We start from the raw sequence: 25,036 nt of genomic DNA, 5'->3' as shown, positions 1-25,036 counted from the left end.
TCTCTATTGCTTCGTTGCGGATGCCTGGTTTGAGGCTAACGATTGAGTTAGCCCGCGGTAGAGATGCTTCAACTGCGGCTGCGCACCTTGGCTTGACGCGCCACCTGCTCAGCATAATGTTCTTCCTGTTACCTGTTACCTGTCACTTGACACTTGTCACCTCATCACGTTTCACCCCATCACATTTCACCTCACCTATAGCTACTTAGCAAAAAATAGTTGGGCACGGATTAGAAAAATCCTCAGAAAGGATTCTACTTTATTCAGTGCCAAGGCATACGGCAGCCGGTCGGGCGCTGGCTGCTGTGGCGTGGTACTTGGTCTTTGTTCCCACCCCGTTCAACTTCACCATGGCAAACACCTCTATTCTGGACCGCAGCCGCACGGTGGCGGGCCCCGGCTACAACCGCTGGCTGGTGCCGCCGGCGGCGCTGGCCATTCACCTCGCCATCGGGCAGGCCTACGCCTTCAGCGTGTTCAAAAAACCCATGGGCGCCCTTATCAGCGGCGACCCGAACGCCCCGGCCCCTACCGACTGGACGCCGACTCAGCTGGGCATTATCTTCTCCATTGCCATTGTGCTGCTGGGACTGTCGGCGGCCGTGTTTGGCAAATGGCTGGAGCGGGTAGGCCCGCGCAAAGCTATGCTGGCCTCGGCCTTGTGCTTTGGGGGCGGCTTTTTTATTGCGGCCTTGGGCGTGCACCTGCACAACCTGTGGCTGGTGTACTTCGGCTACGGCTTCGTGGGCGGCATTGGGCTGGGCATCGGCTACATTTCGCCGGTGAGTACCCTGATTAAATGGTTTCCGGACCGGCGCGGCGTGGCGACGGGCATGGCTATTATGGGCTTCGGGGGCGGGGCCATGATTGGTTCCCCGCTGGCCGTGGCCCTCATGGACCGGTTCAAGGACGTGGGGCCGCAAGGCGTGGCGGCTACTTTCCTGGTTATGGGCCTGCTCTACCTGCTGTTTATGCAGTTTGGGGTGTGGAGCATCCGGGTGCCGGCCGACGACTGGAAGCCCGCCGGCTACGTGCCGCCCACCGAGCAGAGCGGCCTCATTACCACCGGCAACGTCACGGCCGATAATGCCATCCGGACCCCGCAGTTCTGGATGCTATGGGTGGTGCTGTGCATGAACGTGACGGCCGGTATTGGCGTACTCGAGTCAGCCTCGCCGCTTATCCAGGAGGCGTTTTCGGAAAAAGCCCTGGGGCCGGGCCGGGGCGTGACGGCGGCGGCGGCGGCCGGCTTCGTAGGGCTGCTGAGCTTGTTTAATCTGCTGGGGCGGTTCTTCTGGTCATCGGCCTCGGATAAGCTGGGGCGGAAAACCACTTATGCCATCTACTTCGGGCTGGGCATTTTGCTGTACGCGCTGGTGCCCACGCTCAGCGCCCAGGGGGCTCTGGTGCTGTTTGTGGTGGTAATGTGCGTGATTCTGACCATGTACGGTGGGGGCTTTGCCACCATTCCGGCCTACCTTTCTGACCTGTTCGGCAAAATGCAGGTAGGCGCCATTCACGGGCGCCTGCTCACGGCCTGGAGCACGGCCGGCGTGCTGGGTCCGCTCATCGTCAACTACCTCCACACCCGCGCCAAAGAGCAAAATCTGGAGGGCGCCGCGGCCTACCAGTCGGTGTTCTATACCATGGCCGGGGTGCTGGTGGTGGGGCTGATAGCCAACCTGCTGGTGCGGCCCGTAGCGGCCCGCTACTTCGAGAAAGAAGCCACCCCGCAAAAAGTGGTGGCCTAAGCGCCGCTGCTGCATTCTTCACCTTTGATTTTCCCGTGTATGCAACCAACCTCCTCCTCTACTCCCACCGCCCAGGAGCCCACCTCCGGCCTGTCCCTGGCACTGGCCTGGCTGTACGTGGGCGTGCCCCTGGCCTGGGGCGTGTCGCAGACCATTATCAAAGCCTTGGCCTTGTTTAAGTAGCAGCTGCTGGTTGATGCTGTTGAAGAAGTCAACAGCTTCCCTGCTTTTCGCTTCCGCAAAAGCACCCGCCTGGGTGCTTTTGTTGTTTTCGCTGCGTACAGCTCTGCCTTCCCTCTATGCCTTCGGATTCTGCCGGCGCTTCTGCCGTTGTCCTGCTCGACTCCTTCACCGATTCGTTTGCCGCTCACCTGGCCAAAACCCAGCTGGACGCCGCCCGGATTCCGTGCTTTCTGAGCAACGAAAACCGCCCCTACGGCGCCGTGCTGGGTGCCGTCCGCCTGTTTGTGCGCACCCAGGACGTGGCCGCCGCCCAGGAAGTGCTTCACGCCCAGCAGGCCCCCATGTACGCCGTAGCCCCCGAGCCGGCCGTACCCGCCAGTACGCCGCGCTGCCCCCGCTGCCACCACCCCGACGTCGTGTGCCGCCACCAGCCCCAGCCCACCGACAACCTTTTTGTGAAGCTGCGCCTGTGGCTGCTCGCCCCCGAGAAACCCCAGTGCCACTGCTTCCACTGCGGGCTGGATTTTGAAATGAGCGAATGAGTGAATCGGTGCTGATGGCGCGGGGTTAGGCCTCGTGCCGATTATTCGCGGGCCTCTGGCCCGCACTCGTCCGCGCCGCTTGAATGGGTTGTAGAGACGCAATATGTTGCGTCTCCTCGTTGAACGACACCTTCTGAACAACTGTGCAGATGGCGCGGACGAGGAGACGCAATATGTTGCGTCTCTACAGGCAGGCGTCTTGTTCTGGCGGGGGAGGCGGGAGCCCCCCGAATAACGGGCACGGGGCGCAGCTCCGCGCCATCAGCACCGATTCATGTATTTCCACCTCAGTCCCGGAACCGCCAGGCAGGCCATACGGAGCCGGCTGGGAAAAGCTCCGGCTCCGGAGGAAGCTCCAGAAAGGCATTGCTGGGAAGCAGGCTGGCCAGGTCGCCGGAGCCGCCGGCCCGCTCGGGGGTGGCCAGCAGGCGGCCATCGGGGCCGGGCTCCAGGCTGACCAGCAAAAAGTGCGTGAGGCGGGGGCGAAACTGCACATCGTGGGTTAGTACGGCGGGTACTGTGGCCTCCGGCACTGCGGCACCAGGCTGCTGCACAGCCAAGAGCCAGGGGCGGGCGTAGCGGTAGAAGTTCACGAACGTGGAAACCGGATTGCCGGGCAAAGCAAACACCACCGCTCCGCCGGGCTGCTGCCCAAACCAGAACGGCTTGCCCGGCCGCTGCTGCACCTCATGAAACACCTGCTCCACGCCCAGTTCCCGCAGCACCTCCGGCAGAAAATCGGCCTTGCCCTTCGACACGCCTCCGCTGAGCAGCACGGCGTCAAAGTCTTCCAGCAGACCGGGCAAGCCCTGGCGCAGCAAAGCAGGGTCGTCGTTGAAGTGAAACGCCTCGGCGGTAGCGCCGGCTGCCTGAGCCGCGGCTTGCAGCATCAGGCCGTTGGAGCGCCGAATCTGGTGAGGCTCCGGCTGCTGGCTGATGGGCACCAGCTCGTCGCCGGTACTGACCACGGCCACCCGCGGGCGGCGCGTAACGGCCACGGTGGCGGCGCCCACGGTGGCCGCCACGGCCAGCTCGGCGGGGGCCAGCAGCGTGCCGGCGGACAGCAGCAGGTCGCCCCGGCGGCGGTCGGCGGCGCGGGCGTGCACGTTGTGGCCGGGGCGGGGCGGCAGGGCCTGCACGGTGGCCAGGCGGCGGCCGGTGGCCTCGTCGGTGCGCCAGGTCAGGTCTTCGTAGCGGATAACGGTATCGGTACCCTCCGGCAATGAGGCGCCGGTCATGATTTCGACGGCCGCGCTGTCGTCTTGCAATGGGGCGGGTACCTGACCGGCAAACTGGGTGCGCTCCACGGCAAACTCCGTTTGGCCCGCAACTAGGGCCTCGTAGCGCAAGGCAATGCCATCCATAGCCACCCGATTGAACGGCGGAAAGTCACGGTCGGCCCGCAGGTCTTCGCGCAGCACCCGGTCGGCCGCTAGCGGCAGCGCCAGGTATTCAACTCCTAGCGGACGGGCGGTAGCTGCCACCAGGCAGGTAGCTTCTTCAACGGAGATGGGCATGGCGGGAAATGTGGGGTAAGCTTTGTTGGCTTTGGAGCTTGCCCCGTAAACCGCATGGGCGGCGTAGCAGCACAAGCCAAACTTCAGTAGCGTACGAAAAAGTAGTCCGGAGTGCAGTGCGAAACTTTATCGTTGATGTTTGTTGAACTACAGGCACGTAACGTACACGACAACGTCCGTTCCCCGTACGGCGCAAGCTGAAGCTTACGCCACATTTCCTTCCCATGTCAGACTCTCCCAAACTCACCCACCTGAACGCCGCCGGACAGCCGGCTATGGTGGATGTGGGCGCCAAGCAACCCACCCGCCGCGTGGCGCGGGCCCGCAGCCGGGTGGTGCTGGGCGCCGACATTCTGCGGCTGGTGCAGGACGGCGACCTGCCCACCCGCAAAGGTCCAGTGTTCCAAACGGCCATCCTGGCCGGCATTATGGGCGCCAAGCGCACCGCCGAGCTGATTCCGCTGTGCCACCCGCTGGGCCTCGACGACTGCCAGGTGCGCATTGAGGTAGACGGCCCCGATGCCGTGCGCATCGAATGCACGGCTACCGTGACCGGCAAAACCGGCGTGGAAATGGAAGCCCTGACCGGCGCCTCGGTGGCGGCGCTGACCATCTACGACATGTGCAAAGCCCTGTCGCACAACATCATCATTCAGGAAACCCGCCTGCTGGAAAAAACCGGCGGCAAACAGGACTTCCATCATGCCGACGACTGACCCGCACCCCACGCCCCGCCGCAAGCACGCCGCCCTGGCCCGCCCCGACCTGGGCGAGTTTGGCCGGCACGAACTGGCCATTCTGGGCGCGCCCTGCGGCCGTATCAAAGAGCTGGTGACGCGCCTGCTGCCCCACCTCAGCCCCCAGTTGCGCGTGGCCTACGTGGATGCCGACCACGCCGCCGGCGACGACGCGGCCCAGGGCGGCGCGGGCGGCCAGGAAGCTGCCTTGCAAGCCGGCGCCGCGGCCGAGCTGACCGACAAAATCACCTTTACCCGCCTGGACTTGAAGCGCAGCTTCGACCGGTTCAGCCAGCAGGAGTGGCTGCAACAGCAGAGCCTGGTGCTGGTGAACGGCAACCACTTCCGGGCCCGCCAGCAAATCGTGATTCTGGACCCATCTAAGCCCTTGGAAAAGAAGCTGGACCGCCTCACCGATGTGCAGCTGCTTCTGCTGCCCGAAGGCGTAACGGAACTGCCGGGCTACCTGCGCCAGCACCTGGGTGCCGCGGCCGTGCCCACCCTGCCCCTGCACGATACAGCCGCTATTGCTGCTGCGCTGCTCCGGCTGTGGCAGCGCCAGCAGCCGCGCCTGCGCGGTTTGGTGCTAGCCGGCGGCCAGAGCCAGCGCATGGGCCAGGACAAGGGCCGCCTCGCCTACCATGGCCAGGAGCAGCGCGCCCACTCCGCCGCCCTGTTGGCCCAGTTCTGCGGGGGCGACGTGCTGGTATCGTGCCGCGCCGAGCAAGCCGCTGAGTTGGAGGCCACTGGCTTGCGGCCCCTGCCCGATACGTTTCTGGGCCTGGGCCCGCTGAGCGGTTTGCTCTCGGCTTTCCAGCTCGACCCCGACGCGGCTTGGCTGGTGGTGGCCTGCGACCTGCCTTTTCTGTCGGAAGCCACGCTGCGCCACCTGGTGCAGCACCGCCACCCCGGCCGCATGGCCACGGCCTTCCGAAGCCCCGAAAACGAGTGGCCCGAGCCGCTGATTACCATCTGGGAGCCCCGCAGCTACGGCACGCTGCTGCGCTTTCTGAGCCTGGGCTACTCCTGCCCCCGCAAAGCCCTCATCAACTCCGACATCGAGCTGCTGCCCCCGCCCGCCCCGGAGGAGCTGCGCAACATCAACACCCCCGAAGAAGCCGAGCAGGCCCGGCGGGAGTTGGGGCCTCACCCCCCGACCCCCTCTCCCGTGGAGAGGGGGAGCCTGACGTAAGTTGTTCCGCGCCGCTGCGTCGGCTGAGGGCCTCCGCAACGGCTTACCAATCCTATTATCTAATAGCACAAGGCACCACTAAAGCTGCATAGTGGCGCTTACTTAGTGGTAGCCGTTCTGGAGGCGGGAGCCGACAGGGCGGCGCAGAACGTCTGTCTTCTGGCTCCCCCTCTCCGCGGGAGAGGGGGTCGGGGGGTGAGGCTACCCCCCAATCGTGGACATGGACTCGAAGCTGAGCTGATGCAGGGGGCGGCGCTGTTCGGCCTCGAAACCGTCGGCGGCGCGGTGGCGGAAGGCGCTGGTAAGGGCCTCGACGATAAGCTCGTCGGGGGCACCGGAGCGGAGCAGGGCCCGCACGTCGAGCACGCCCTGGTCGTAGAGGCAGGTCTTGAGGCCGCCCTCGGCCGTGAGCCGGATGCGGTTGCAGGTGCCGCAGAACGTGCGCGAGTAGGCGGCAATAATGCCGATGCGGCCCAGGTGGCCGACTACGCTGAACTCGGAAGCCGTAGCACCGGCCGGTACGGGCACGGGCAGCAACGGCCCCAGGTGCTGCTCCAGATGCTCCCGGATGCGACGGTAGTTCCACGGAATAGCCGTGGGCGCGGCGTGGCTGCCGCCGTTGAAGGGCATTTCCTCGATGAAGCGCACTTCCACGGGCAGGTCGCGCGTCAACTCGGCCAGGGGCACCAGGTCCTCGGTGTTCTGCCCGTCCATCACTACGGCGTTGATTTTCACCTGAATACCCGTTGCCAGCAGGGCGTAGAACGTGTCGAGCACCCGCGGCAGCTCGTCGCGGCGGGTGATGCGGTGGAAGCGGGTGCGGTCCAGCGTGTCGAGGCTGAGGTTGACGCTGCGTACGCCCAGGCGGGCCAGCTCGGGCACGTGCGGGGCCGTGAGCACGCCGTTGGTGGTCAGGCTCAGGTCGGTGAGGCCGGGCAGGGCAGCCAGGCGGGCCATGAAGGGCACCAAGTCGCGGCGCACGAATGGCTCGCCGCCGGTGAGGCGTACTTTGCGCACCCCCAGGCCGGTGAGCAGACGCACCAGCCGCTCCATTTCCTCGTAGGTAAGCAGCTCCCGCTTGGGCAGGTACTGAATGCCTTCCTCGGGCATGCAGTAAAAGCACCGCAGGTTGCAGCGGTCCGTCACGGCTAGGCGCAGGTATTCCAGCGGCCGGCCGTGGTTGTCGTACAAAACAGATGGAGCACTACCCAACATACACAAACAAGATAAGGCCCGTCGGCCGTGTGCCCCTCCCGCACCATCTGGGCCACCGCCACCTAACGCGCAGATAGCCATTTAGGTTTGAAGTGCGTACTAATGTCGTTTAACTGCTTGAATGATGAACCTGAAAATAGCCCTTTTTGGCATTTCAAAAGAAATTGTGGGCCAGCCCACGCTGCACATAACCGCCGACGAAGGCGTGTCGGTGCAGGGGCTGCTGGCGCAGCTGCGCGCCCAATACCCGGCTCTGATCCAGCTTTCCAGCCTCGCCGTGGCCGTCAACAACGAATACGCCGAGGAAGCGCAGCGCCTGCAAGCCCATGATGAAATTGCCCTGATTCCACCCGTCAGCGGGGGGTAAGCCTGCCTGGCTTAGCTGGTGGGTACTGTACTGGCGCGAGGTTAGCGCAGCGTACCTCGTGCCTGAGCATGAGGTGGAGGCTGCGCCTCCACTGCCGCGCCAGCGGCAAGCCGGTACCGGGCCGTGCTGGCGCGTAGGTCGTTCTGGCGGGGGAGGCACAGCCTCCCGGCATGGTCGGCACGAGGTACGCTGCGCTAACCTCGCGCCAGCTAAGCGTCAGCTAAGCCAGGGCTAACCTCGCGCCAGCTAAGCCCGGCAGGGCTACCCATATTTTCTTTCTCATATGCATATCGAACTTACCGACCAGCCCATCGACGTGGCCGCCGTGCTGGAGCGGGTGCAGGCCGACGGGGCCGGGGCCGTGAACAGCTTCATCGGCACGGTCCGCAACCGAAGCACGGGCCGGCGGGTGGTGCGCCTCGAATATGAGGCCTACGACAGCATGGCCTTGCACCAGCTGCGCCGCGTGGCTGAGCAAGCCGTGCAGCAGTGGCCCATGCTGGAGAAGGTGGCCGTGGTGCACCGCAAAGGCACCCTGTTCATCGGCGACGTGGCCGTGGTGGTGGCCGTTTCGACCCCACACCGGGCCGAGTCGTTTGCCGCTTGCCAGTACATCATCGACACCCTGAAGCAGGTGGTGCCCATCTGGAAGAAGGAGTTTTATGAAGACGGCAGCGTGTGGGTGGCCGCTCACCCGTAGACGCCGGTTTTGCTTTGCCGCCGGGGTGGGTTTGGCTTGCTTAGCCGGGCCAGCCGCTAAAACCTTTCCGCTGGATACCCGCTGGCGTTGGCCTCGTATCTTCCGGCCATGATTCCGCTGATTGCCTTTACGCCGCGGCTGACGCTAATAGCCGCCAGCCGGGCCCTGCTCACGGCCGAGCTTTCCAAGCCGCGCTACTTCCCCATGCTGCTGGGTGCTGCCCTGCCCACCGACTGGCCCCCCGGCGAGTACGATGAGGAGGCCATGCGCTTCTTTCTGGCCCAGCTCACGGCTGGGGGCCGCCACGCAGCCGGGTGGTACGGGTGGTATGCCATTCTGCGGGCCGGTGCCGAGGCGCCCGTCAACACGCTGGTGGCAGCCGGCGGCTTCTTCGGCCCACCCGACGCCGAGGGCACTGCCGAAATTGGGTACTCGGTAGCGGCCGATTGGCGCGGGCGGGGCCTGGCGACGGAGCTGGTGGCTGGCTTGGTGCGCCACGCCGCCGAGACAGGCCTGGTCCGCCGCCTGTACGCCCACACCTCCGCCGACAACCCCGCCTCTCACCGGGTGCTGCTGCGCAACGACTTCACCGAGGCCCCGATTCGGGCCGAAGATGGGCGGTTGCGGTTCGTGCGCTCCGTCGTTCCCACTCCGGCCCAGTCGTAACCAGTTTTGCTGACCACTGGCGCCGGGTTGTCGGGCTGCTTAAAAGACGAAGAGCATGTTCATAAAGCACGTTTGTATATGCTAGACGCAGCCGAGCCACAGGAACGTGTCGCCAAGCATCCGGCGTGCTAACGCATAAGTACTGTTGTCATGCTGAGCGCAGCCGAAGCATCTCTCCCGCTTCGTTGAGCAAGCGTTAAGAGTTAGCCAGCAGTAGAGATGCTTCGGCTGCGCTCAGCATGACGGTTTACTTCTCACCTTTCACATCTACCCAATGTCTCTCCCCTTTCAAGGCCTGCGCACGGTGGTATATCCCGTTGGTGACCTGGCGCGGGCCAAAGCTTGGTACAGCCGCGCGCTGGCAATTGAGCCGTATTTTGACGAGCCTTTTTACGTGGGCTTCAACGTCGGCGGCTTCGAGCTGGGCCTCGACCCGCACGCTCCGGTGGCCGGGCAGTGCGGGCCCGTAGCCTACTGGGGCGTGCCCGATGCCGACGCGGCCCTGGAGCGGCTCGTGGGCTTGGGGGCTCACCGCCACGAAGCCGTGCGCGACGTGGGCGGCGGCATCCGGGTGGGCACGGTGCAGGACCCGTTCGGCAATTTGCTGGGCGTCATCCAGAATCCACATTTTCAGGTGTCGTAGCGGCCAGCCCGCGCGCTGGGCCGTACTTTAGCCGGCTCATTTTCTGCCTTATCCATGTCTGCTCCCACGGCCCCGCTTGCTTACCGCCCCGAGCTGAACGGCGTGCGGGCCTTGGCTGTGGGTGTGGTGGTGTTTCAGCACTGGGCTACGCCGCCGGTGATGCTGGGCGAAATGGGCCGGCTGGTGTTTTTCGTGCTTAGTGGCTACCTGATTTCGGGCATCGTCTGGAAGCAGCAGGTGTATCCGGGCGCGCCGGGGCCGTGGCGGCAGCGCCTGGGCGTGTTCTACCTGCGCCGGGTGCTGCGGATTTTGCCGCCTTACTACTGCGCTCTGGCACTGAGTGCCTTGCTGCCCCTGGCTACCGTTCGGGAATATCCGCTGTGGTTTGTGCTGCCGGGAGCCAACCAGCTCTTTTACCGCCTCCAGCAGTGGGGCGAAGGGTGCGGCCACCTGTGGACCCTGGCCGTGGATGAGCAATTCTACCTGCTGTGGCCTTTTCTGCTGGCCCTGATCGGCCGGCGGGTCGGGTGGCTGCTGGCCCTGGGTGCGGCCGGCTTGCTGTTCCGGGTGGCGTGGAGCCTGCTCGTGACGCCGGGCTTTGTGCTGGTGCTGCTGCCGTCCTCCCTCGACCTGTTTGCGGCCGGCACCCTGCTGCGGCTGTTTGAAGGCGCGGCGTGGCTGCCGCGCTGGGCCCAAGGCCGCGCCGTGTTGCTGGCCTGGGGTGCGTGGTGGGCGCTGTGGGTGCTGCTGCACCACGGTGCGGTGGCGGGCGGCAGCACCCTCTGGCTTCTGCTGTTCCCGACGGTGGGCGCCGGAGCCGCTTTCCTCACGCTGGGGTGGCTGCTGCACCACCCGCAGCAGGTGCGCCGGCTGGGGCTGCTGCACCCGGCCCTGCACTGGCTGGGCCAGCGCAGCTTTGGGCTCTACCTCTACCACCTGCTGCTGCCGGTGCTCTACCAGCGGGCAGTGTTTAAGCTCTTCGCCGCCGACTCGGCCTGGCGCGACATCCTCCTGGAACCCGTGCCCACAGTGCTCGTGCTCAGCCCCTTGCTTCTGCTGCTTAGCGCCGCCTCCTGGCGGTTTATCGAAGAGCCCCTGGACCGACTCAAGCGGCATTTGCCGTATGCGCCAGCCGCTACGCCCGCCGTGGCGGGCACCTAGAGGGGCTTCGGAAGTGCTGGTAGGAAGGCGCGCACTTTGGCTGCACCTTCTCTCTGGCTTGCGTATTATAATTCGCGCTAATAGACTGTAGGCCAGTTCTTCAGTACGATGCTAACCCCACCCCTGTCCTACCTCGCCTGATGTGCGACATTCTCCAGCAAGAGGCTCCCGCTGGTGCGTCTCTGCATCGTGCCCTGCTCCGGTTAAGCGGAAGCTTCACGGGCGGCGCCCAAGGCGGCCAGGGTCAGGGGGCCTTCCGACACGTAGCGCAGCTGCGCATCCAGGCCCACATCGTGCAGGTCCTGGAGCAGGCCTTCGCCGGCAGCTTCGGGCGTGTACACGTTGGTAGTGGTGGTGATGAGCGTAACGGGCTTGCCGGGCAGGGCCACGAGAGTGGAGCGACGGTCTATTTCGGGCGGGAAGACGGAGGCGTACAGGATAAGCCGTTCGTAGTCGATGCGGCCCCCGGCCAGCCAGCGGCACGCCGCAGCAGCGCCCTGGCCGTAGCCCAGCACCGTTACGGGCACCCCGGCCGGGCATTGGGCCAGCACCTGCTCGGCCAGGGCATCAAGGTAGGCGGTTAGGTCGGCTAGGTCGGGCAGCAGGGAGCCAGGCGCAAACCAGGTGGCCGCCGTAGCCAGGGGCTCGGCGGCCGTGGGCGCCACGGGGTAGCGCGACAACGCTTCGGGCAGAATCAGCAGCCGCTCGGGTGTATCGAGGTTGACCAGCTGAGCGGCAAACTCCGGTAGCAGCTGACTTTCGCCGTGCAGGCAAAACCACACGTGCTGCACCTGCGGGCCGGCTTCACCCAGGCTGATGTAGCGGGCCGTGCGGGTAGTAGAAAAGGAATTCAGGACCATATCAAGCGGAAAGGGCAAACAACACTGCGCCTATACGCAAGCCATGGGGAATGGTCGGGCTGAGCCGCGCCGCGGGCCGGCCAAGATGCCAGGCAGCAAAGCCCGAACGGTCTTTTAATCAGCCACATTGGCAAGCAAGAAGGCGGCTGCATGGCCCAAAAGACGACACTCTGTCTTACTGCGTGCTTCAGGGACCATCTATGTGTGTTGGTACACCGTTTGACTATAGCCCGGTACACACTTAGAGAGTAACAGAGCTTCACCATGAATCTTATCAGCAAAGACTTCATTCGCAACATCGTCCCGCAACTCAACCTGCTCAACACGCTGGGCGGGGGCGTTGCGCAGGCGGCCATGCGGGTGGACAAGCGCGAGAAGGGCGTGGTCGTGCGGGTGGCTGTGCCATCGGTGCGCCCCGAGAACTTCCACGTGGTGCTGGCCAACAACGTGCTGACCGTGTACGCCGAGTACCGCCACTCGCCGGAAGATACCGTGTCGGCGCCGCTGTTTAGCCGGGTGCTCACCCTGCCCTCCAACCTCGACCTGAGCCGCATCGACGCGGTGTTTGAGGGCCAGGAGCTGCACGTGCGCATTCCGTACCGCAACACCACCGACACGCCCCGCGAAATCAACATCAAGCAGCGCTAAGCCAAACTCGTTAGCTGCGCATAACGCCGGGACCGACCGGCACCATGGTTTCACCAGCCACTGCCTTCCGCAGTGGCTTTTTTGTTTTTCCTAGCGCCTACCTACGGATAAAAAAGCGGCCAGAGTAGCAGAAACCCCGTGAGCAAGGACAGGTAAAACCAGCCCATGAGCTGCCCCCGGTAGCGCCGGGGCATTCGGTTGCTCAGCACCAGCACGGCCACTACCACCAACGTTAGGTGCAGCAGCAGAAATACCACCGTCTTCACCCAGTTGCTGACAATGGTGTTTTCGGGCTGAAACTGGTTGTCCATGCCCAGCCCGGAGGTAGCGAAGCGCAGCAGCTGAAACGCCGCGGCCTCAAACAGCACAAACAACCCAAACCCCACCAGCAACGCCAGCGGCCCTGATTTCTGCGAAACGTCAGCCATGCGGTAGGAACTTAGGGACTTGGGGGCTTAGGAGCTTAGAAATGAAGCTGTTTAAGAAGTCATAGCCCGTCATGCTGAGCCTATCGAAGCATCTCTCCCGCTTCGTTGAGCAAGCGTTAAGAGTTAGTCAGAGGTAGAGATGCTTCGGCAAGCTCAGCATGACGGGCTGGTGGATTTTGGCGACTTCCTAAACAGCTTCAATGTAAAAATACGGGTGGTCAACTTTCTTGTGACGTCTACTTGCGCATTGAGGCGTGACGGTGTGTAGCAGAACATCATCTAAGCCCCTAAGACCCCAAGACCCTAAGTCCCTAATACCTCCGCCGTGCGGGTGCGGATGTAGAGTTCTTCTACTTTCTCGCGGGCCCAGGGGGTGCGGCGCAGGAAGGTGAGGCTGGACTTGATGCTGGGGTTGACGGCGAAGCAGTTGATGCGGATGCGGCGGTCCAGCTCGGGCCAGCCGTACCGGGCCACCAGGTACTCCAGAATCTGGGCCAGCGTAACGCCATGCAGCTCCCGGATGAGATGGCCGGATTCGTCGCGGGCGTCGGGCAGGTCGGGGTAGTGCGGCATGGCGGGACAAGGTAAGTGGCTACTGCAAAGGTGCAAAAAGTGGGCGTTGGGTTGATTTGCGGGCGGCGCGGGCACCAGGACCGCCGGCTTCGGCGTTACCTTTGGCCCGCCACCCGCTATGACTACCACCACCCGTCGTCGTTCTTCCACTAGCCGCCGCGCCACCCCGTGGTGGCGGCGCCTGCTGCCGCTGGTGGCCTTGGTGCTGGTGGTAGGCAGCCTCGTGTTCTACGGCCGCTACCGGCGCCAGATCAACCGGTATGTGCGCCGCACCTACGCCACGCTTACCTACCGCTACCTTACCGGCCGCGAGAAAACGCCCCTGCTGCCCGGCTACTCCGTGCACGGCATCGACGTGTCGGCTTACCAGGGCCGCATCGACTGGCCGCTGGTGGCGGGGCACCGGGTGCGGTTTGCCTTTATCAAGGCTACTGAAGGCGTAACCCTGCGCGACCCGCGTTTCCGGCGCAACTGGCAGGGCGCGGGGGCGGCGGGCATCTACCGGGGCGCCTACCACTACTTTCAGCCCAACTATGACGGCGCCCGCCAGGCCAGCCTGTTCACGCGCACCGTGCCCCTGGGCCCCGGCGACCTGCCGCCCGTGCTCGACGTGGAGCACCCCGAGTTTCACGACGTAGCCGTGATGCGCCGCGGCGTGGCTACCTGGCTGCGGCTGGTGGAGCGGCACTACGGCGTGCGGCCCATTCTGTACTCCAACTACAGCTTCTACAAGCGCCACCTGGCCGGGCACTTCGACCAGTATCCGCTGTGGCTGGCCCACTACGAGGTGGAGCAGCCCACCCTGCCCCGCGACAAGTGGCTGATTTGGCAGCACTCCGACGAGGCCCACGTGCCCGGCATCCGCGGGGCCGTTGACTTCAACGTGTTTCAGGGTAACTTTCAGCGCCTGATGGCCCTGCGCATCCCGCCCCGCCCGGCCACGCCCTGACTTCCATGTGCTCTTCTCTCCCAGCCTCTGCCGGCCCGTTTCGGCGGCGTCTCTTCTGCTCCCGATTTTCTTTTTTGAACCTGTGGGGCACGCTGCTGGTGGGCCTGCTGCTGACTAGCTGCGCGGGCGGGGCGGGCACGTTTACGCAGTCGGGCAAGGCCTCGTACTACGCCGACAAGTTTAACGGCCGCAAAACGGCCAGCGGCACCGTGTACCGGCCCAACAAGCGCACCGCCGCTCACAATACGCTGCCGTTTGGCACGGTGGTGCGCGTCACGAACCCGCGCAACCGCCGCTCAGTCAAGGTCATCATCACCGACCGGGGGCCGCACGCCAAAGGCCGCGTCATCGACCTGAGCAAGAAAGCGGCCCGCAAAATCGGCATCATCGACGCCGGAGTAGCACCGGTAGAGCTGAAAGTTATCAGGCGCTGACTTGACATCAAGGCTGGCTTCTCCTGGCTGGTTTATTGCCGCGGCCCCAGCTTCCCTACCAATCGTAGCCGGGCATGAGCAGCAGAGCCGCGGCGGTGGCGGCCAGGGGCGGGTGCAGCTCCGGGGGCGCGGCGGGGGCCAGCCACACTGTGCCGCAGCCGAGCACTTCCACCGCGCCCAGCACGTGGCCCGCAGAGTTTAGGAACACGTAGCCGGTGGGCGTGGCCGACCGGAGCTGCACCCAGGCGCCGGGCACCGCCGCGTACTCGAACAGGGGCTGCACGTGCACCACGGTATCGGCGCCGCGGGTTAGCTGGCCGGCCACCCGGCGGCCCTGGGGGCTGAAGTCGGTGCGCAGCTGCAGAAGCCAGGGCAGTTGGGTTGGCTCTTGCAGCGTGCTGCGGTACACGGCGCGCAAGGTCTGGTACGTACCGTGCTCATCGGGGTCCTGCTGCCACGTCGAATCCACGCTCTGAACAAGCCAGGGGGCCGGGCTGCCCGCGGGCCGAAAGGCGAAGGAGAGCTTTTGCCGGGAACGGGCTTCGGTGTAGTCGACCCATACGCTGCCGGCCTCGTTGCTGCTCAGGCGCAGGTTGAGGCGGGCACCCCGGGACCGGCTGTGCCGCCAGCCCCGGCGCACATCGGTAATGGCAAAGTTGCCAAAGCGCAACTGCTGCCCGCCTTCGCCTCCGCGGTGTTTTTTTAGTTGCCAAGCCGGGGCGTTTTCCAAAGAAGCTGGCAGCGGTGCGCGCAGCGTGGTACACGCCACGCCGAAAACCAGGGCCACAGCGGCAGCCACGCGCCCCGGAAACTGACTGTTTTTCATCGGTTTGCCCACGGTACGGACAATGGAGGTGGAGACATGGGTGAAGGGCTCGGTAGAAGCCTGCCCAAACCTAGCCCCGACTGTGCAGGGCGCCCAACGGCCCTTTCCGGCTCCGGGGCGCGGCACTGCGAAAAACGCCGCTGCCCACCGCCGCCGCGCCGGCCGCTGGCGTGCCCGCCGCATTTTTTGCAACTTCCCGAACGGGTTGCCCGGTTTTTCGCGAAAACATGGCGCTGCGCCCGCCGCACTGTATGGCCTTTTCCAAAACAAGCTCTTCGCTTCCGTTGCAGACGCAGCTGTTTGCCGCCATTCGGGCGCAGGCCCCGGCTCACCTGTCCCTGGCCGATGAAATTGCCGACGTGCTGGGCCTCAGCACCGACAGCGCCTACCGCCGCCTGCGCGGCGAAACGGCCCTGAGCCTGGACGAAGCCGGCCGCCTGGCCCAGCACTTCAACATTGCCCTGCACGACCTGCTCGGGGGGCCTCGTTTCGCGGTGGCGTTTCAGCGGGTCAGCATCAACGCCCTGCCGCAGGGGCTGGCGGAGTACCTGGCCATTACCAGGGAGTATTTTGAACAGGCGGCCCGCGGCAAGGAAAAATTGGGGGCGTATGCTGCCAAGGACATTCCGGCCTTCTACCACTTTCTGTTTCCGGAGCTGGCCCGGTTCAAGCTGTTTTTCTGGCTGAAAACCATCAAGGCTGCCGAGGCCTACCAAAGCCTGTCCTTCGCCCCCCGCCACATCCCCGATGAGCTGGTGGCGGCTGGCGCGGCAGCCGCCCGGCAGTACCTGAGCCTGCCCCTCACCGAAATCTGGAACGACGAAACGGCTAACAGCACCCTGGGCCAAATCGAGTACTACCACCAGGCTGGCCTCTACGAGCAGCCCACCGACGCCCAGCGCCTGCTCGATGAGGTGGAGGCCCTGATTCGCCACATCCAGCATCAGGCGGTGCGGGGCGCCACCCTGCGCGACGGCGCCGAGCAGGCACCTTACCAGCTGTACTACAACGAAATCCTGCTCCTCGACAACACCATCTTCACCGTGGCCGACGGCCTGAGCCGGGTGCTGCTCACCTACAACGGCATGGACTACCTGCACACTTCCGACGCCGAATTTTGCGGGGAGGTGCAGCACTGGCTGCGGGTGCAAACCGAGAAATCAACCCTGATTAGCCGCGTCTCGGAAAAGGAGCGCAACCGGTTTTTCAACAAGATGTACGCCCGCATCGACGAACAGCGCCGCCGACTGCACTAAGCCAACTGCCCAGCAGGCGAATCGTAGCTACCGGGCACATCAACCCCATTCTCTTGCCATGCGCATCAAAAAGAAAGTACAGTGGGCAGCCCCGGCCAAAGCCGGCCGGTATGCGGCCCTGGACGCCTTTGTAAAAGCCGCCGAAGCCCAGGGCTGGACCGAAGCCGAAATCCAGTTTGTGATAGACGAAGTAGTAGACGCCCCCGACGATGCCGAGGGCCTAAACGTGCTGCTAGATTACACCCGCACTTCGTGAGGGGTGAGGAGGTGACAGGTGACAGGTGACAGGTAGACCGTCATGCTGAGCGCAGCCGGAGGCGAAGTCGAAGCATCTCTACCTCTGTCTAACTTCAATCGTGCAGACGAAGCGGGAGAGATGCTTCGACAAGCTCAGCAGGATGGTCTACCTGTCACCTGTCACCTCCTCACCCCATCACCATCTCCCCCCAAACGCCGCGCGGGACGGCCCGGCATTCGCAGCCGAACCGCCCCGCGGACAGGCAGAGAAAAGGCCAGGCGCCTACTTCTTTTTGATTTTCATTTTGCTTTTGCCCTTGCCGCCCTGCCGGGCCAGCTGAGCCAGGCTGTCCTGCTCGGCTTTCATGGCCATGGTGGTAAGGCGGCCGGTCAACGACACGTAGTCGCCTTCCTTGAGCATAACCGAGGTACCGTCGGCCATGGTTACGGTGCCGTCGGCCCCGATTTTGGTGCCGTTGACCAGGCTGGTTTCTGCGGTGAGCGGGGAGGTGTGGGCGTCGCGCGTCATCATCACTTTGCCTTCCTTCATCAGGAAACCATCCTTCATGGTTTCGCCCTTGATAACGACTTTCTGGCGGGGAGCCACGGGCTTGCGGGGCGGCAGCTTGGTTTGGGCCTGAGTAGTGAAGGCCGCGGCGCAGAGCAGTAGGGCTGCGGCCAGCGTCGGGTACAGTTTCATAACGTCGTGGAAATTTGGGGTGGGAGATGAAATCGAGCCGGTCGCCACTGGCCCGCCCTCAAGCTACAAACTGCTTGCCGATTTTCCAGCACCCAGGCCTCCACCCCGACAGCAACCCCGTGCGGTTTCGGTGCGTTTCACCAAGCTGCCGGCTCCCGCCGCGGAGCCTTCTTCGCGTTAACTTCCCAACGACGACGTGGAATACAAAGATTACTACCAGACCCTGGGCGTTGAGAAAAACGCCACCACCGACCAGATTAAGAAGGCCTACCGCAAGCTGGCCCGCCAGTACCACCCCGACGTCAACCCCAACAACCCGGAGGCGGAGCGCAAATTCAAGGAAATCAACGAGGCCCACGAGGTGCTCAGCGACGACGAGAAGCGCCGCAAGTACGACCAGCTGGGCGCCGACTGGCAGCGTTACCAGCAGGCCGGCGCCGGCAGCGCGGGCGGCCAGGGCTTCGACTGGTCCCAGTACGCCCAAGGTGGCTTCGGCGGCCGAGGCGGGGCCGATGACCCGTTCGGCGGGGCTGATTTCTCGGAGTTTTTCAGCTCGATGTTTGGCGGCATGGGTGGGGGCGGCGGGGGCCGCGCCCCCCGGCCCCGCGCCGGCCACGACTACCAGGCCGAGCTGGAGCTGACCTTGGAAGAAGCCTACCACGGCGGCCCCCGCACGCTCACCGTCAACGGCAAAAACCTGCGCATCACCATCCAGCCGGGCGTCGAGGACGGCCAGACCATCCGGCTGCGCGACCAGGGGGCGCCGGGCCAGAACGGCGGGCCGGCCGGCTCCCTCTACATCACCTTCCGCATCCTGCCCGACCCGCGCTACTCCCGCGACGGCGCCGACCTGACCATGGACGTGCCCGTGAGCATCTACACGGCCTTGCTGGGCGGCGAGCAGGTGGTAGAAACCCTGTCGGGGCCGGTCAAAATCACCATCAAGCCCGAAACCCAGAACGGCACCCGCCTGCGCCTGCGCGGCAAGGGCTTCCCGGTGTACCGCCAGCCCGGCCAGTTCGGCGACCTGTACCTGCGCCTCAACCTGACCCTACCCCAAAACCTGACCGAGCAGGAAAAAGACCTGTTCCGCCAGCTGGCAGCCCTGCGAAAATAAGTTGGCTTGTGGCTTTCGGGTTATGATTGATGGCTGTGGGTCAATTGCTTATATAGAATAGCTACTGCCAGCCCTATTTCGGCCCGACTTACGCCAAAGCCCCGAACTACTCACCAACCACCACCTACCATCCCAAACAGCTTACTATGTTTACCATCACCATCCACGAGTGCGCGGTGCGCTACGGCCTGACCGAAACCGACGTGCGCGAGTTTGTGGAGCTGGGCCTGCTGCAAGCCTCGCCCGATGCGCCCGACTCGCTGCTGGAGGAGCCCGACCAGCTGGCCCGCCTGGCTCGCCTGCACTACGACCTGGGCCTGAGCAAAGACAGCCTGGAAGTGGTGGTGGCCATGCGCCGGCACATGCTGCACTTGCAGCGGGAGCTGGCCCGGCAGCAGGCCCGGGTGCGGCAGCTGGAGCAGTTTCTGCGCGGTTCGGCACCGCTGCTGGACTTCGATTAAGGCCGCTACTGTCTTTTCTCTCTGCAATTTGGCATCAGTAGAGTACTATTCGGAACAACTCTTTGCTGAGGCCGGGGGTATAAGGGCCAGCCAGCCGAAGGGCGGGCATACCTGCGCACCTTTTTCCCTTTTCTATGCCAACACATTTTTCTCTCTCCAAAGCCGTAGTGCTGGGAGCGGCGGCCTGGGCCCTGGCGGCCCCCGACAGCCAGGCCCAAACCGCCGACCGCCGCACGGCTCTGAGCCTTCACGCCAGCGCGCTACAGTACAAAGGCAATTTAGGCTCCCAGTTTTATAAGAATGAAGGGGAGTTTGGCGCCGGCTTTTCGCTGGAACGCTATCTGTCACGAAGTCTTGACGTAGGCCTGTACTTCAACTATGGTGACCTGAAGTTCAACGCCCCCAACAACGCCCCGTATTTCGGCACTTACTTCGATGCCAACGTGGCCACGGCTAATGTAGGGCTCAAGCTTAAGCTGCTCAAGGAAACGTCGTTTATTCAGCCCTACCTGCTCATTGCGCCCGGCGTGGCCGTGACCAGCAGCGACGGCGTGGTAAACCAGAACAACCGCTCCCAGGCCTTCGACCTGAGCGAGACCTACTTCGACCTGCACGGGGCGGCGGGCATCAAGTTCCGGCTGTCGGATGCCGTGGGGCTGTTTGTGCAAACCGGCCAGCACTGGCCCGTAAACGCCAACTTCGACAATCTGCCTACCCGCGACGAAGACAACTGGGACGACCGGTTTTTGCAGCACTCGGCCGGCCTGACCGTGGGCCTGGGCAAAGCCAAGGACGAAGACAACGACGGCGTGCCCGACCGCAAAGACAAGTGCCCCGGCACGCCCGCCGGCGTGGGCGTCGACCTCACCGGCTGCCCCCTGGATGGGGACGGCGACGGGGTGCCCGACTACCAGGATAAGTGCCCCACCGAGAAAGGCTTGCCCGCCCTGCAAGGCTGCCCCGACCGGGACGGCGACGGCGTGCGGGACCTGGATGATGCCTGCCCCGACACGCCCGGCAAAGCCGAACTGCGTGGCTGCCCCGACGCCGACAACGACGGCGTAATCGACCAGAACGATAAGTGCCCCGACACGCCCGGCGGCGTGCAGGTAGACGCCAATGGCTGCCCCCTCGACGGTGACGGCGACGGGGTGCCCGACTACCAGGACCGTTGCCCCAGCCGCCCCGGCCCGGCCTCCAATAAAGGCTGCCCCGAGCTGAAGCTGGAAGAAAAGCAGCGCCTGCAGGAAGCCACCCGCTTTATCCAGTTCGAGTTCAACAAGGCTACGCTGAAGCCGACCTCGTTCCCGACCCTGGATGCGCTGGTGCAAATCATGAACAACTATCCGGACTACTTCCTCGGCATCTCGGCCCACGCCGACAGCAAGGGCGACGACGCCTACAACCTGCGCCTGTCGGATGAGCGGGCGGCGTCGGCCCGCGCCTACATGCTGCGCAAAGGCATCCCCGCCGACCGGATTGTGTCGCACGGCTACGGCGAAACCAAGCCCATTGCCGACAACGCCACCGAAGCCGGCCGCGCCCAGAACCGCCGCGTAGAGTTCGACGTGTACCTGCCCGGCGACCCCAACCCCGCCGAAACCAAGTACGGCCCGGCCCCGGAAATTCCGCCGGCTCCTGCCCAGGCGGCGCCCACTAAAAAGGCGGCGCCGGCCAAGAAGCCAGCACCCCGCCGCGCCGCCCCGCGCCGCCGGTAGCCTGAACAGCTGACAGGCAGTATGAAACGGCCCGCTCCGCAGGAGTGGGCCGTTTTTTGTAAGGGGCTCATCCTCTGCACCTACCTTGCACCCGGCCAGTGGCTTTGCCCGCTCCGGCATTCTGCTTTATCCTCAGCCGCCCTATGATTGACGACGAAAACGATGAGCCGTGGGGCTTTGGGTTTGACCCCGACGATGACGCCGACCTGCCCAACGAGGTGGAGTACCTCAAGCACCAGGCCTTGTTTACGAAAGCCCGGGAGCTGAGCGACCTGACCTACGCCTTCGTCAAGAGCCTGCCCGACGAAGACGACCTCCCCATGCCCATGCTGGGCGGGCTGATGCTGGAAAACGCCTACATGCTGGGCGCCAAGCTGGCTGCCTCGCGGGCCATACCGTACTACTCGCGGCGCATGGAGCTGGCCGTGCTCATCAAGCTGGCCGCCGAAGGCCTGCTCACCCAAACCAGCACCTGCAAGATGCTCGAAGTGGGCGCCCCCGAATACCTCCAGCTCCTCCGCCGCGAAATCGAGGAGTTCCGCCTGCTTTTTATTGCCTGGGTGCAGGACTTCGACCCCACCAACGACATCGAAGACGAATGGGGCTTGTTTGGGAGAGGCGCCGAGTAGCACCGGCCCGCAAAGCATCTACCCACGCCTCTTGCTTCGTTGAGGGGCGCTGTCATTCCGAGCCCAGCGAGGAATCTGGCCTGGCGTGCTGACGAAGGAAGCATTTTGCCCGCAGTAACTTCAATCGTTTGGCTCCCCCTCTCCCCCATGTCGCGCATCAAGCGAGGTAGGGACCGGGGGTGAGGCGCACGGCAGGGCTTTGAGAATTCGGGCGCTTTTAACCCTGGAGAGGACGGATTGCTTTGCTCTGCTCGCAATGACAACCTGCCCCTCACCACCTACACCCAATCCATAGCCAGCGCCAGCAGCATACCCAGCAGCGTGGCGGCCAGCTTGGGCAGGTTGAGGCGGTGCTCGGGGCTGGTTTCAAATAGGATGGTGGTGGATACGTGCAGGAAATTGCCGGCCACCAGGCCCAGCAAGGCCGCGTAGGCGCCACCTTGCAGCAGCTGCTCCAGCACCACGTAGTTGCTGACGATGACGCCCGCCGGTCCGGCCAGGGCAAACAGCACCAGGTAGGGCACGGCCCGTCCGAAGCTGCCCAGCCGCAGCAGCAGAGCCGCCATCAGGGCAAAGGCTGCCGGAATGTGGTGCAAGGCCACGCCCGCCACGATGGCGTAGAAATTCTGGCTGATGTTGCCGACGCCGGGCGCCTTCACCAGGATGCTGCCCTCCAGAAACGAGTGCACCACCAAGGAAAACAGCAGCAGAAACGGCACCTGCCCGGCGTGCTCGGTGTGGTGATGCACGTGTCCGTGCTCCACGCCCTGTGAAAACACCTCCAGCACCAGCTGCCCAAAAAAACCGGCCAGCACAAAGTACCCAATACGGTGCCCTGCCGGCGTAGCCAGCGCCTCTGGCAGCAGGTGCGTAATGGTAAGCGTAAACAAATACGCGCCGCTGAAGGCCAGCAGCGGCTTCAGCCACGTGGTGCGGGCCGTCGGCACCAGCCGGGTTAGCCAGCCGGCCCCCAGCACAGTGAAAAACAACGTCGAAACGGCAAACCACATGGGGAGTAGGGTCTTAGGGGCTTGGGGGGTGGGGAGGTAACAGGTGACAGGTGACAGGTGACAGGAGAAACGTCATGCTGAGCTGGCCGAAGCATCTCTACCGCTTCTTTTGCACGATTGAGTTAGCCAGAGGTAGAGATGCTTCGACTACGGCTCCGCCTTCGCTCAGCATGACGGTCTACCTGTCACCTGGTACTTGTCACCTGTTACCTCATCTCCCCATCACCCCATCACTTTTTCAATACAAAAATCATCCGGGGGCTGCGGGCTTCGTCGAAGGGGGCAAGGTGATAGTCGCCGAGCACTTCGCACAGGCGCAGGCCGGCCATTTGAAAGTACTCTTCAAACCGGGCTCGGCTTATGGCGCGCACCCGCTCCTCGTAGGCGTGTTCTTCGCCGTGCGCGTCGTGGAAGCGGATTTCCTTCACAATAAAGCCGTGGTGGAAGTGGCGCCGCAGCCGAAACTCTGTGCCATCCACCACTTTGGTTTCGTGCGCGACCAAGCTCTGGATGACCCGCGTGGTGTTCAGGAAGTCGATGACCATCTTGCCGCCCGGTTGCAGGGCCGCCGCCGCGTTGCGCAGGGCTACCACGTTTTCGGCTTCCTGCTCGAAGTAGCCGAAGCTGGTGAACAAGTTGAAAATGAAGTCGAACGGGCCGTAAGGCAGCGGCTCGCGCATGTCGTGCACGTAGAAGCGCAGGTGTTCGTGGGCGTGCTGCTGCGCCAACCGGATGCTCCGCGGCGACAAATCTACACCCGTTACATCGTAGCCCCGCTCGCTCAGGTATACGGCGTGGCGCCCCTTGCCGCAGGCCAGGTCCAGCAGCCGGGTGGTGGGCTTGGGGTGCAGGTGCAGCAGTAACTTATCCAGAAATGCCCGCGCCTCGGCGTGGTTTCGGTCTTGGTACAGCACGTGGTAGTACGGCGAGTCGAACCACGTGCTAAACCACTCGGCGGTTGGGGAATAGGGCATTCCGGGGAGAGATGAAATAAAACGGCAAAAGGGCGCCTGCACGCCCCCGCTGGCACCAACAAGCAGAAAAACCCGCCCTGCTCACCACCAGGTTGCGAGCAGGGCGGGCCACACCAGGTACCTCTACAGCCCGGCAGCAGGAGCCGCGGTTGTAGCGGCCGGATTAGGCTCTAGGTCCATTTCGCACACCGGGCACTTGCCGGGCTTGTTGCTGGCGCTGCCCTCGCAGCCCATGGGGCAGATATAGGCTGCCGTGGCTACGGCCGGCGTGGCGGCGCTGTCGGCGGCGGCGGCTGGCGCCGCCGTCTGGCTGGCCGGGCCGGTCTGCTCAGCCGGGCCCGACTGGCAGGCGGCAACCCCCAGCAGCAGAGCAGCCAGGCCAGCGTATAGTGATTTACGAAGCATACCCAGGCTTAGTGCTGAGGCTGCTCAGCGGCCGGAGCCGGCTGAGATTTTACTGCGTTTTGCACGGTGCCCGGCTGTTTGGTGCGGGCCGCCGTGGTGTCGTTGGCGCTACGGGCCGCCTCAGCCGACACTTCTTTCTTAGGCTCATCCAGCACCACACCCGAGCTGATGGGCGTGGCCACGGCCCCACCTTTTTCGTTGTGGGAAGCGGCGGCAGTGTGCTGGTCGAAGTTGTCGGAGGAGCGCGAGCCGGGCGCTACCATGTCCAGGGACACTTTTTTGTCCGGACGCCAGTCCGACGGTTCGCTGCTACAGGCGTTCAGGGCCAGGGTAGCCAGGGCCAGGGCGGAAAGCACGAGTTGCTTGGTCATAAAAAAGGGGCTGGTTTCAGCGTCAAGGTAAAATCAACTAAGTACGGGTTACTGGGCAGGAGCAGCCGCGCCGGGCAGCATGTTTTTGCGCCGCAGCATGGCATCGAACAGCTTCTGGTCGTTGGGCGAGTTGAAGATGCGGTCCGGCACTTGCAGGAAAATGGGCGTGTCGAAGTGGCGAGCCACCCAGCGGCGCCAGCCCTTCAGGTCCTGGGGCAGCTCGGGGGCGCGCAACGTCAGCAGGTAGCCGTCGGCGTCGCGCTTTACGTCGCCTATCATGTCCCAGGTTAGGCGCATGCCTTCTTTCTCGTTGCGGCGCAGCACAATCTGCTTGTTGTCGAACTCGTAGCCCAGCTTCTCAAACAGGGGCTTGCTCTGCTCCACCTGCGTGACGCCCGTAATCTGGGCCGAGCGGAACAACACGTACAAGATGGTCAGAACCAGGGCCGAGGCCAGCCACCACCACGACGGCCAGATGAGGGCCGGCAGCAGCCCCAGCACGAAGGGTACCAGGGCGTACCACCACTCCCGGCGCCACACGCGCCCCATAGCCAGGCGGGTGTAGGTGTCGGTATCGAGCTGGTGTTTTTTAGTGCGAATAGCCAGCGGCGAGGCGCCTTGCTGCACCTGCTGCCGGTAGCCGCCGCGTTGGTTGGGGAGTTGCATCTTTGGGGAATGAGTAAATGAGTGATTGAGCGAATGAGTGAAGTAGGGCTGTATCACAACCAAAGCAGATGAACAGTCACTCATTCACTCATCCGCTCAT

31 protein-coding genes are annotated in these 25,036 nt (G+C 64.1%); 19 read left to right on the top strand and 12 right to left on the bottom strand.

Annotated features, from left to right (window positions below; genetic code table 11):
• The first annotated feature begins 350 nt into the window (after window positions 1–350).
• The 3 genes from OIS53_RS15750 (at window position 351) to OIS53_RS15740 (ending at window position 2,476) form a co-directional block, all read left to right on the top strand.
• Window positions 351–1,751 (top strand): L-lactate MFS transporter, encoded by a 1,401-nt coding sequence (locus tag OIS53_RS15750; RefSeq protein WP_264679529.1) that lies wholly within the window; start codon window positions 351–353, stop codon window positions 1,749–1,751.
• Window positions 1,752–1,790: 39 nt separating this feature from the next.
• Window positions 1,791–1,934 carry an MFS transporter small subunit gene (locus OIS53_RS15745; RefSeq protein ID WP_264679528.1) on the top strand — a complete coding sequence of 48 codons (144 nt, stop codon included), beginning with the start codon at window positions 1,791–1,793 and terminating at the stop codon, window positions 1,932–1,934.
• Window positions 1,935–2,050: 116 nt separating this feature from the next.
• Window positions 2,051–2,476 (top strand): putative signal transducing protein, encoded by a 426-nt coding sequence (locus OIS53_RS15740; RefSeq protein WP_264679527.1) that lies wholly within the window; start codon window positions 2,051–2,053, stop codon window positions 2,474–2,476.
• Between the two features lie 287 nt (window positions 2,477–2,763).
• On the opposite strand, the gene OIS53_RS15735 is transcribed toward OIS53_RS15740, so the two are convergent.
• Window positions 2,764–3,993: a molybdopterin molybdotransferase MoeA gene (locus tag OIS53_RS15735; RefSeq protein WP_264679525.1), complete on the bottom strand. Its 1,230-nt coding sequence runs from the start codon at window positions 3,991–3,993 to the stop codon at window positions 2,764–2,766.
• Between the two features lie 224 nt (window positions 3,994–4,217).
• Between OIS53_RS15735 and moaC the strand changes: the two genes are divergently transcribed.
• Window positions 4,218–4,709 carry a cyclic pyranopterin monophosphate synthase MoaC gene (gene moaC, locus OIS53_RS15730; protein ID WP_264679524.1) on the top strand — a complete coding sequence of 164 codons (492 nt, stop codon included), beginning with the start codon at window positions 4,218–4,220 and terminating at the stop codon, window positions 4,707–4,709.
• Entirely contained in the window at window positions 4,696–5,922 is a 1,227-nt protein-coding gene (locus OIS53_RS15725) for an NTP transferase domain-containing protein (RefSeq protein ID WP_264679523.1), read from the top strand. The genes moaC and OIS53_RS15725 overlap by 14 nt, the downstream gene beginning before the upstream one ends.
• Before the next feature lie 201 nt (window positions 5,923–6,123).
• Here the strand turns inward: OIS53_RS15725 and moaA are convergent, their stop codons facing one another.
• The gene (moaA, locus tag OIS53_RS15720; RefSeq protein ID WP_264679522.1) at window positions 6,124–7,137 is read right to left on the bottom strand and encodes a GTP 3',8-cyclase MoaA; all 1,014 of its coding nucleotides are present in this window, start codon (window positions 7,135–7,137) and stop codon (window positions 6,124–6,126) included.
• 124 nt (window positions 7,138–7,261) lie between these two features.
• Here moaA and OIS53_RS15715 point away from each other — a divergent pair, with 124 nt between their 5' ends.
• The 5 genes from OIS53_RS15715 (at window position 7,262) to OIS53_RS15695 (ending at window position 10,674) form a co-directional block, all read left to right on the top strand.
• Window positions 7,262–7,504 carry a MoaD/ThiS family protein gene (locus OIS53_RS15715; protein WP_264679521.1) on the top strand — a complete coding sequence of 81 codons (243 nt, stop codon included), beginning with the start codon at window positions 7,262–7,264 and terminating at the stop codon, window positions 7,502–7,504.
• 283 nt (window positions 7,505–7,787) lie between these two features.
• The gene (locus OIS53_RS15710; RefSeq protein WP_264679520.1) at window positions 7,788–8,204 is read left to right on the top strand and encodes a molybdenum cofactor biosynthesis protein MoaE; all 417 of its coding nucleotides are present in this window, start codon (window positions 7,788–7,790) and stop codon (window positions 8,202–8,204) included.
• 108 nt (window positions 8,205–8,312) lie between these two features.
• Window positions 8,313–8,870, top strand: coding sequence for a GNAT family N-acetyltransferase (locus tag OIS53_RS15705; protein WP_264679519.1), 558 nt, complete (start codon window positions 8,313–8,315; stop codon window positions 8,868–8,870).
• Between the two features lie 274 nt (window positions 8,871–9,144).
• Window positions 9,145–9,513 carry a VOC family protein gene (locus OIS53_RS15700; protein WP_264679518.1) on the top strand — a complete coding sequence of 123 codons (369 nt, stop codon included), beginning with the start codon at window positions 9,145–9,147 and terminating at the stop codon, window positions 9,511–9,513.
• A 54-nt stretch (window positions 9,514–9,567) separates the two neighbouring features.
• The gene (locus tag OIS53_RS15695) at window positions 9,568–10,674 is read left to right on the top strand and encodes an acyltransferase family protein (RefSeq protein ID WP_264679517.1); all 1,107 of its coding nucleotides are present in this window, start codon (window positions 9,568–9,570) and stop codon (window positions 10,672–10,674) included.
• Window positions 10,675–10,877: 203 nt separating this feature from the next.
• Here the strand turns inward: OIS53_RS15695 and OIS53_RS15690 are convergent, their stop codons facing one another.
• Complete coding sequence (locus OIS53_RS15690; protein WP_264679516.1) at window positions 10,878–11,534, bottom strand: alpha/beta hydrolase; 657 nt, start codon at window positions 11,532–11,534, stop codon at window positions 10,878–10,880.
• A gap of 264 nt (window positions 11,535–11,798) precedes the next feature.
• Here OIS53_RS15690 and OIS53_RS15685 point away from each other — a divergent pair, with 264 nt between their 5' ends.
• Window positions 11,799–12,182, top strand: a complete 384-nt coding sequence (locus OIS53_RS15685) for an Hsp20/alpha crystallin family protein (protein WP_264679515.1) — start codon at window positions 11,799–11,801, stop codon at window positions 12,180–12,182.
• Between the two features lie 101 nt (window positions 12,183–12,283).
• Here OIS53_RS15685 and OIS53_RS15680 read toward each other — a convergent pair whose 3' ends face one another.
• Together OIS53_RS15680 and OIS53_RS15675 are read right to left on the bottom strand one after the other, a co-directional pair.
• The gene (locus tag OIS53_RS15680; RefSeq protein ID WP_264679514.1) at window positions 12,284–12,610 is read right to left on the bottom strand and encodes a hypothetical protein; all 327 of its coding nucleotides are present in this window, start codon (window positions 12,608–12,610) and stop codon (window positions 12,284–12,286) included.
• 303 nt (window positions 12,611–12,913) lie between these two features.
• Window positions 12,914–13,183 carry a VF530 family protein gene (locus OIS53_RS15675; protein WP_264679513.1) on the bottom strand — a complete coding sequence of 90 codons (270 nt, stop codon included), beginning with the start codon at window positions 13,181–13,183 and terminating at the stop codon, window positions 12,914–12,916.
• 118 nt (window positions 13,184–13,301) lie between these two features.
• Here OIS53_RS15675 and OIS53_RS15670 point away from each other — a divergent pair, with 118 nt between their 5' ends.
• Together OIS53_RS15670 and OIS53_RS15665 are read left to right on the top strand one after the other, a co-directional pair.
• A complete protein-coding gene (locus tag OIS53_RS15670; RefSeq protein WP_264679512.1) occupies window positions 13,302–14,132 on the top strand; it encodes a glycoside hydrolase family 25 protein in 831 nt (276 codons plus the stop codon).
• A gap of 74 nt (window positions 14,133–14,206) precedes the next feature.
• Window positions 14,207–14,566, top strand: a complete 360-nt coding sequence (locus OIS53_RS15665) for a septal ring lytic transglycosylase RlpA family protein (RefSeq protein ID WP_264679511.1) — start codon at window positions 14,207–14,209, stop codon at window positions 14,564–14,566.
• 55 nt (window positions 14,567–14,621) lie between these two features.
• On the opposite strand, the gene OIS53_RS15660 is transcribed toward OIS53_RS15665, so the two are convergent.
• Window positions 14,622–15,392 carry a hypothetical protein gene (locus OIS53_RS15660; protein WP_264679510.1) on the bottom strand — a complete coding sequence of 257 codons (771 nt, stop codon included), beginning with the start codon at window positions 15,390–15,392 and terminating at the stop codon, window positions 14,622–14,624.
• A 251-nt stretch (window positions 15,393–15,643) separates the two neighbouring features.
• Between OIS53_RS15660 and OIS53_RS15655 the strand changes: the two genes are divergently transcribed.
• Together OIS53_RS15655 and OIS53_RS15650 are read left to right on the top strand one after the other, a co-directional pair.
• Window positions 15,644–16,648, top strand: a complete 1,005-nt coding sequence (locus OIS53_RS15655) for a helix-turn-helix domain-containing protein (RefSeq protein WP_264679509.1) — start codon at window positions 15,644–15,646, stop codon at window positions 16,646–16,648.
• Window positions 16,649–16,706: 58 nt separating this feature from the next.
• Window positions 16,707–16,904 carry a hypothetical protein gene (locus tag OIS53_RS15650; RefSeq protein WP_264679508.1) on the top strand — a complete coding sequence of 66 codons (198 nt, stop codon included), beginning with the start codon at window positions 16,707–16,709 and terminating at the stop codon, window positions 16,902–16,904.
• Between the two features lie 264 nt (window positions 16,905–17,168).
• Here OIS53_RS15650 and OIS53_RS15645 read toward each other — a convergent pair whose 3' ends face one another.
• The gene (locus OIS53_RS15645) at window positions 17,169–17,585 is read right to left on the bottom strand and encodes a DUF6799 domain-containing protein (RefSeq protein ID WP_264679507.1); all 417 of its coding nucleotides are present in this window, start codon (window positions 17,583–17,585) and stop codon (window positions 17,169–17,171) included.
• Between the two features lie 196 nt (window positions 17,586–17,781).
• Between OIS53_RS15645 and OIS53_RS15640 the strand changes: the two genes are divergently transcribed.
• The 4 genes from OIS53_RS15640 to OIS53_RS15625 all read left to right on the top strand — a co-directional run bounded on the left by OIS53_RS15640 (window position 17,782) and on the right by OIS53_RS15625 (window position 21,510).
• Window positions 17,782–18,702, top strand: coding sequence for a J domain-containing protein (locus OIS53_RS15640; RefSeq protein ID WP_264679506.1), 921 nt, complete (start codon window positions 17,782–17,784; stop codon window positions 18,700–18,702).
• A gap of 146 nt (window positions 18,703–18,848) precedes the next feature.
• On the top strand, window positions 18,849–19,163 hold the full coding sequence (locus OIS53_RS15635; RefSeq protein ID WP_264679505.1) for a chaperone modulator CbpM: 315 nt from the start codon (window positions 18,849–18,851) through the stop codon (window positions 19,161–19,163).
• Window positions 19,164–19,297: 134 nt separating this feature from the next.
• Window positions 19,298–20,881 (top strand): OmpA family protein, encoded by a 1,584-nt coding sequence (locus tag OIS53_RS15630; RefSeq protein WP_264679504.1) that lies wholly within the window; start codon window positions 19,298–19,300, stop codon window positions 20,879–20,881.
• Window positions 20,882–21,024: 143 nt separating this feature from the next.
• A complete protein-coding gene (locus OIS53_RS15625) occupies window positions 21,025–21,510 on the top strand; it encodes a hypothetical protein (protein ID WP_264679503.1) in 486 nt (161 codons plus the stop codon).
• A gap of 278 nt (window positions 21,511–21,788) precedes the next feature.
• Here OIS53_RS15625 and OIS53_RS15620 read toward each other — a convergent pair whose 3' ends face one another.
• From OIS53_RS15620 to OIS53_RS15600, 5 genes are all read right to left on the bottom strand, one after another.
• Entirely contained in the window at window positions 21,789–22,520 is a 732-nt protein-coding gene (locus OIS53_RS15620) for a ZIP family metal transporter (RefSeq protein ID WP_264679502.1), read from the bottom strand.
• A gap of 230 nt (window positions 22,521–22,750) precedes the next feature.
• Window positions 22,751–23,494 (bottom strand): class I SAM-dependent methyltransferase, encoded by a 744-nt coding sequence (locus OIS53_RS15615; RefSeq protein WP_264679501.1) that lies wholly within the window; start codon window positions 23,492–23,494, stop codon window positions 22,751–22,753.
• Between the two features lie 123 nt (window positions 23,495–23,617).
• Entirely contained in the window at window positions 23,618–23,899 is a 282-nt protein-coding gene (locus OIS53_RS15610; protein ID WP_264679500.1) for a heavy metal-binding domain-containing protein, read from the bottom strand.
• 8 nt (window positions 23,900–23,907) lie between these two features.
• Window positions 23,908–24,270: a hypothetical protein gene (locus OIS53_RS15605; RefSeq protein ID WP_264679499.1), complete on the bottom strand. Its 363-nt coding sequence runs from the start codon at window positions 24,268–24,270 to the stop codon at window positions 23,908–23,910.
• A 48-nt stretch (window positions 24,271–24,318) separates the two neighbouring features.
• Window positions 24,319–24,936: a hypothetical protein gene (locus OIS53_RS15600; RefSeq protein WP_264679498.1), complete on the bottom strand. Its 618-nt coding sequence runs from the start codon at window positions 24,934–24,936 to the stop codon at window positions 24,319–24,321.
• Window positions 24,937–25,036: the final 100 nt, after the last annotated feature.

It is taken from the genome of Hymenobacter sp. YIM 151500-1, assembly GCF_025979885.1.
Classification (GTDB): Bacteria; Bacteroidota; Bacteroidia; order Cytophagales; family Hymenobacteraceae; genus Hymenobacter.
Note: the sequence above shows the minus strand (reverse complement) of the source record. Positions and strands in the feature narration are given on the sequence as shown.

Coding starts and splice junctions, on each gene's coding strand:
- OIS53_RS15750 (WP_264679529.1), top strand. CDS start 351: ATGGCAAACACCTCTATTCTGGACCGCAGCCGCACGGTGGCGGGCCCC.
- OIS53_RS15745 (WP_264679528.1), top strand. CDS start 1,791: ATGCAACCAACCTCCTCCTCTACTCCCACCGCCCAGGAGCCCACCTCC.
- OIS53_RS15740 (WP_264679527.1), top strand. CDS start 2,051: ATGCCTTCGGATTCTGCCGGCGCTTCTGCCGTTGTCCTGCTCGACTCC.
- OIS53_RS15735 (WP_264679525.1), bottom strand. CDS start 3,993: ATGCCCATCTCCGTTGAAGAAGCTACCTGCCTGGTGGCAGCTACCGCC.
- moaC (WP_264679524.1), top strand. CDS start 4,218: ATGTCAGACTCTCCCAAACTCACCCACCTGAACGCCGCCGGACAGCCG.
- OIS53_RS15725 (WP_264679523.1), top strand. CDS start 4,696: ATGCCGACGACTGACCCGCACCCCACGCCCCGCCGCAAGCACGCCGCC.
- moaA (WP_264679522.1), bottom strand. CDS start 7,137: ATGTTGGGTAGTGCTCCATCTGTTTTGTACGACAACCACGGCCGGCCG.
- OIS53_RS15715 (WP_264679521.1), top strand. CDS start 7,262: ATGAACCTGAAAATAGCCCTTTTTGGCATTTCAAAAGAAATTGTGGGC.
- OIS53_RS15710 (WP_264679520.1), top strand. CDS start 7,788: ATGCATATCGAACTTACCGACCAGCCCATCGACGTGGCCGCCGTGCTG.
- OIS53_RS15705 (WP_264679519.1), top strand. CDS start 8,313: ATGATTCCGCTGATTGCCTTTACGCCGCGGCTGACGCTAATAGCCGCC.
- OIS53_RS15700 (WP_264679518.1), top strand. CDS start 9,145: ATGTCTCTCCCCTTTCAAGGCCTGCGCACGGTGGTATATCCCGTTGGT.
- OIS53_RS15695 (WP_264679517.1), top strand. CDS start 9,568: ATGTCTGCTCCCACGGCCCCGCTTGCTTACCGCCCCGAGCTGAACGGC.
- OIS53_RS15690 (WP_264679516.1), bottom strand. CDS start 11,534: ATGGTCCTGAATTCCTTTTCTACTACCCGCACGGCCCGCTACATCAGC.
- OIS53_RS15685 (WP_264679515.1), top strand. CDS start 11,799: ATGAATCTTATCAGCAAAGACTTCATTCGCAACATCGTCCCGCAACTC.
- OIS53_RS15680 (WP_264679514.1), bottom strand. CDS start 12,610: ATGGCTGACGTTTCGCAGAAATCAGGGCCGCTGGCGTTGCTGGTGGGG.
- OIS53_RS15675 (WP_264679513.1), bottom strand. CDS start 13,183: ATGCCGCACTACCCCGACCTGCCCGACGCCCGCGACGAATCCGGCCAT.
- OIS53_RS15670 (WP_264679512.1), top strand. CDS start 13,302: ATGACTACCACCACCCGTCGTCGTTCTTCCACTAGCCGCCGCGCCACC.
- OIS53_RS15660 (WP_264679510.1), bottom strand. CDS start 15,392: ATGAAAAACAGTCAGTTTCCGGGGCGCGTGGCTGCCGCTGTGGCCCTG.
- OIS53_RS15655 (WP_264679509.1), top strand. CDS start 15,644: ATGGCCTTTTCCAAAACAAGCTCTTCGCTTCCGTTGCAGACGCAGCTG.
- OIS53_RS15650 (WP_264679508.1), top strand. CDS start 16,707: ATGCGCATCAAAAAGAAAGTACAGTGGGCAGCCCCGGCCAAAGCCGGC.
- OIS53_RS15645 (WP_264679507.1), bottom strand. CDS start 17,585: ATGAAACTGTACCCGACGCTGGCCGCAGCCCTACTGCTCTGCGCCGCG.
- OIS53_RS15635 (WP_264679505.1), top strand. CDS start 18,849: ATGTTTACCATCACCATCCACGAGTGCGCGGTGCGCTACGGCCTGACC.
- OIS53_RS15630 (WP_264679504.1), top strand. CDS start 19,298: ATGCCAACACATTTTTCTCTCTCCAAAGCCGTAGTGCTGGGAGCGGCG.
- OIS53_RS15625 (WP_264679503.1), top strand. CDS start 21,025: ATGATTGACGACGAAAACGATGAGCCGTGGGGCTTTGGGTTTGACCCC.
- OIS53_RS15620 (WP_264679502.1), bottom strand. CDS start 22,520: ATGTGGTTTGCCGTTTCGACGTTGTTTTTCACTGTGCTGGGGGCCGGC.
- OIS53_RS15615 (WP_264679501.1), bottom strand. CDS start 23,494: ATGCCCTATTCCCCAACCGCCGAGTGGTTTAGCACGTGGTTCGACTCG.
- OIS53_RS15610 (WP_264679500.1), bottom strand. CDS start 23,899: ATGCTTCGTAAATCACTATACGCTGGCCTGGCTGCTCTGCTGCTGGGG.
- OIS53_RS15605 (WP_264679499.1), bottom strand. CDS start 24,270: ATGACCAAGCAACTCGTGCTTTCCGCCCTGGCCCTGGCTACCCTGGCC.
- OIS53_RS15600 (WP_264679498.1), bottom strand. CDS start 24,936: ATGCAACTCCCCAACCAACGCGGCGGCTACCGGCAGCAGGTGCAGCAA.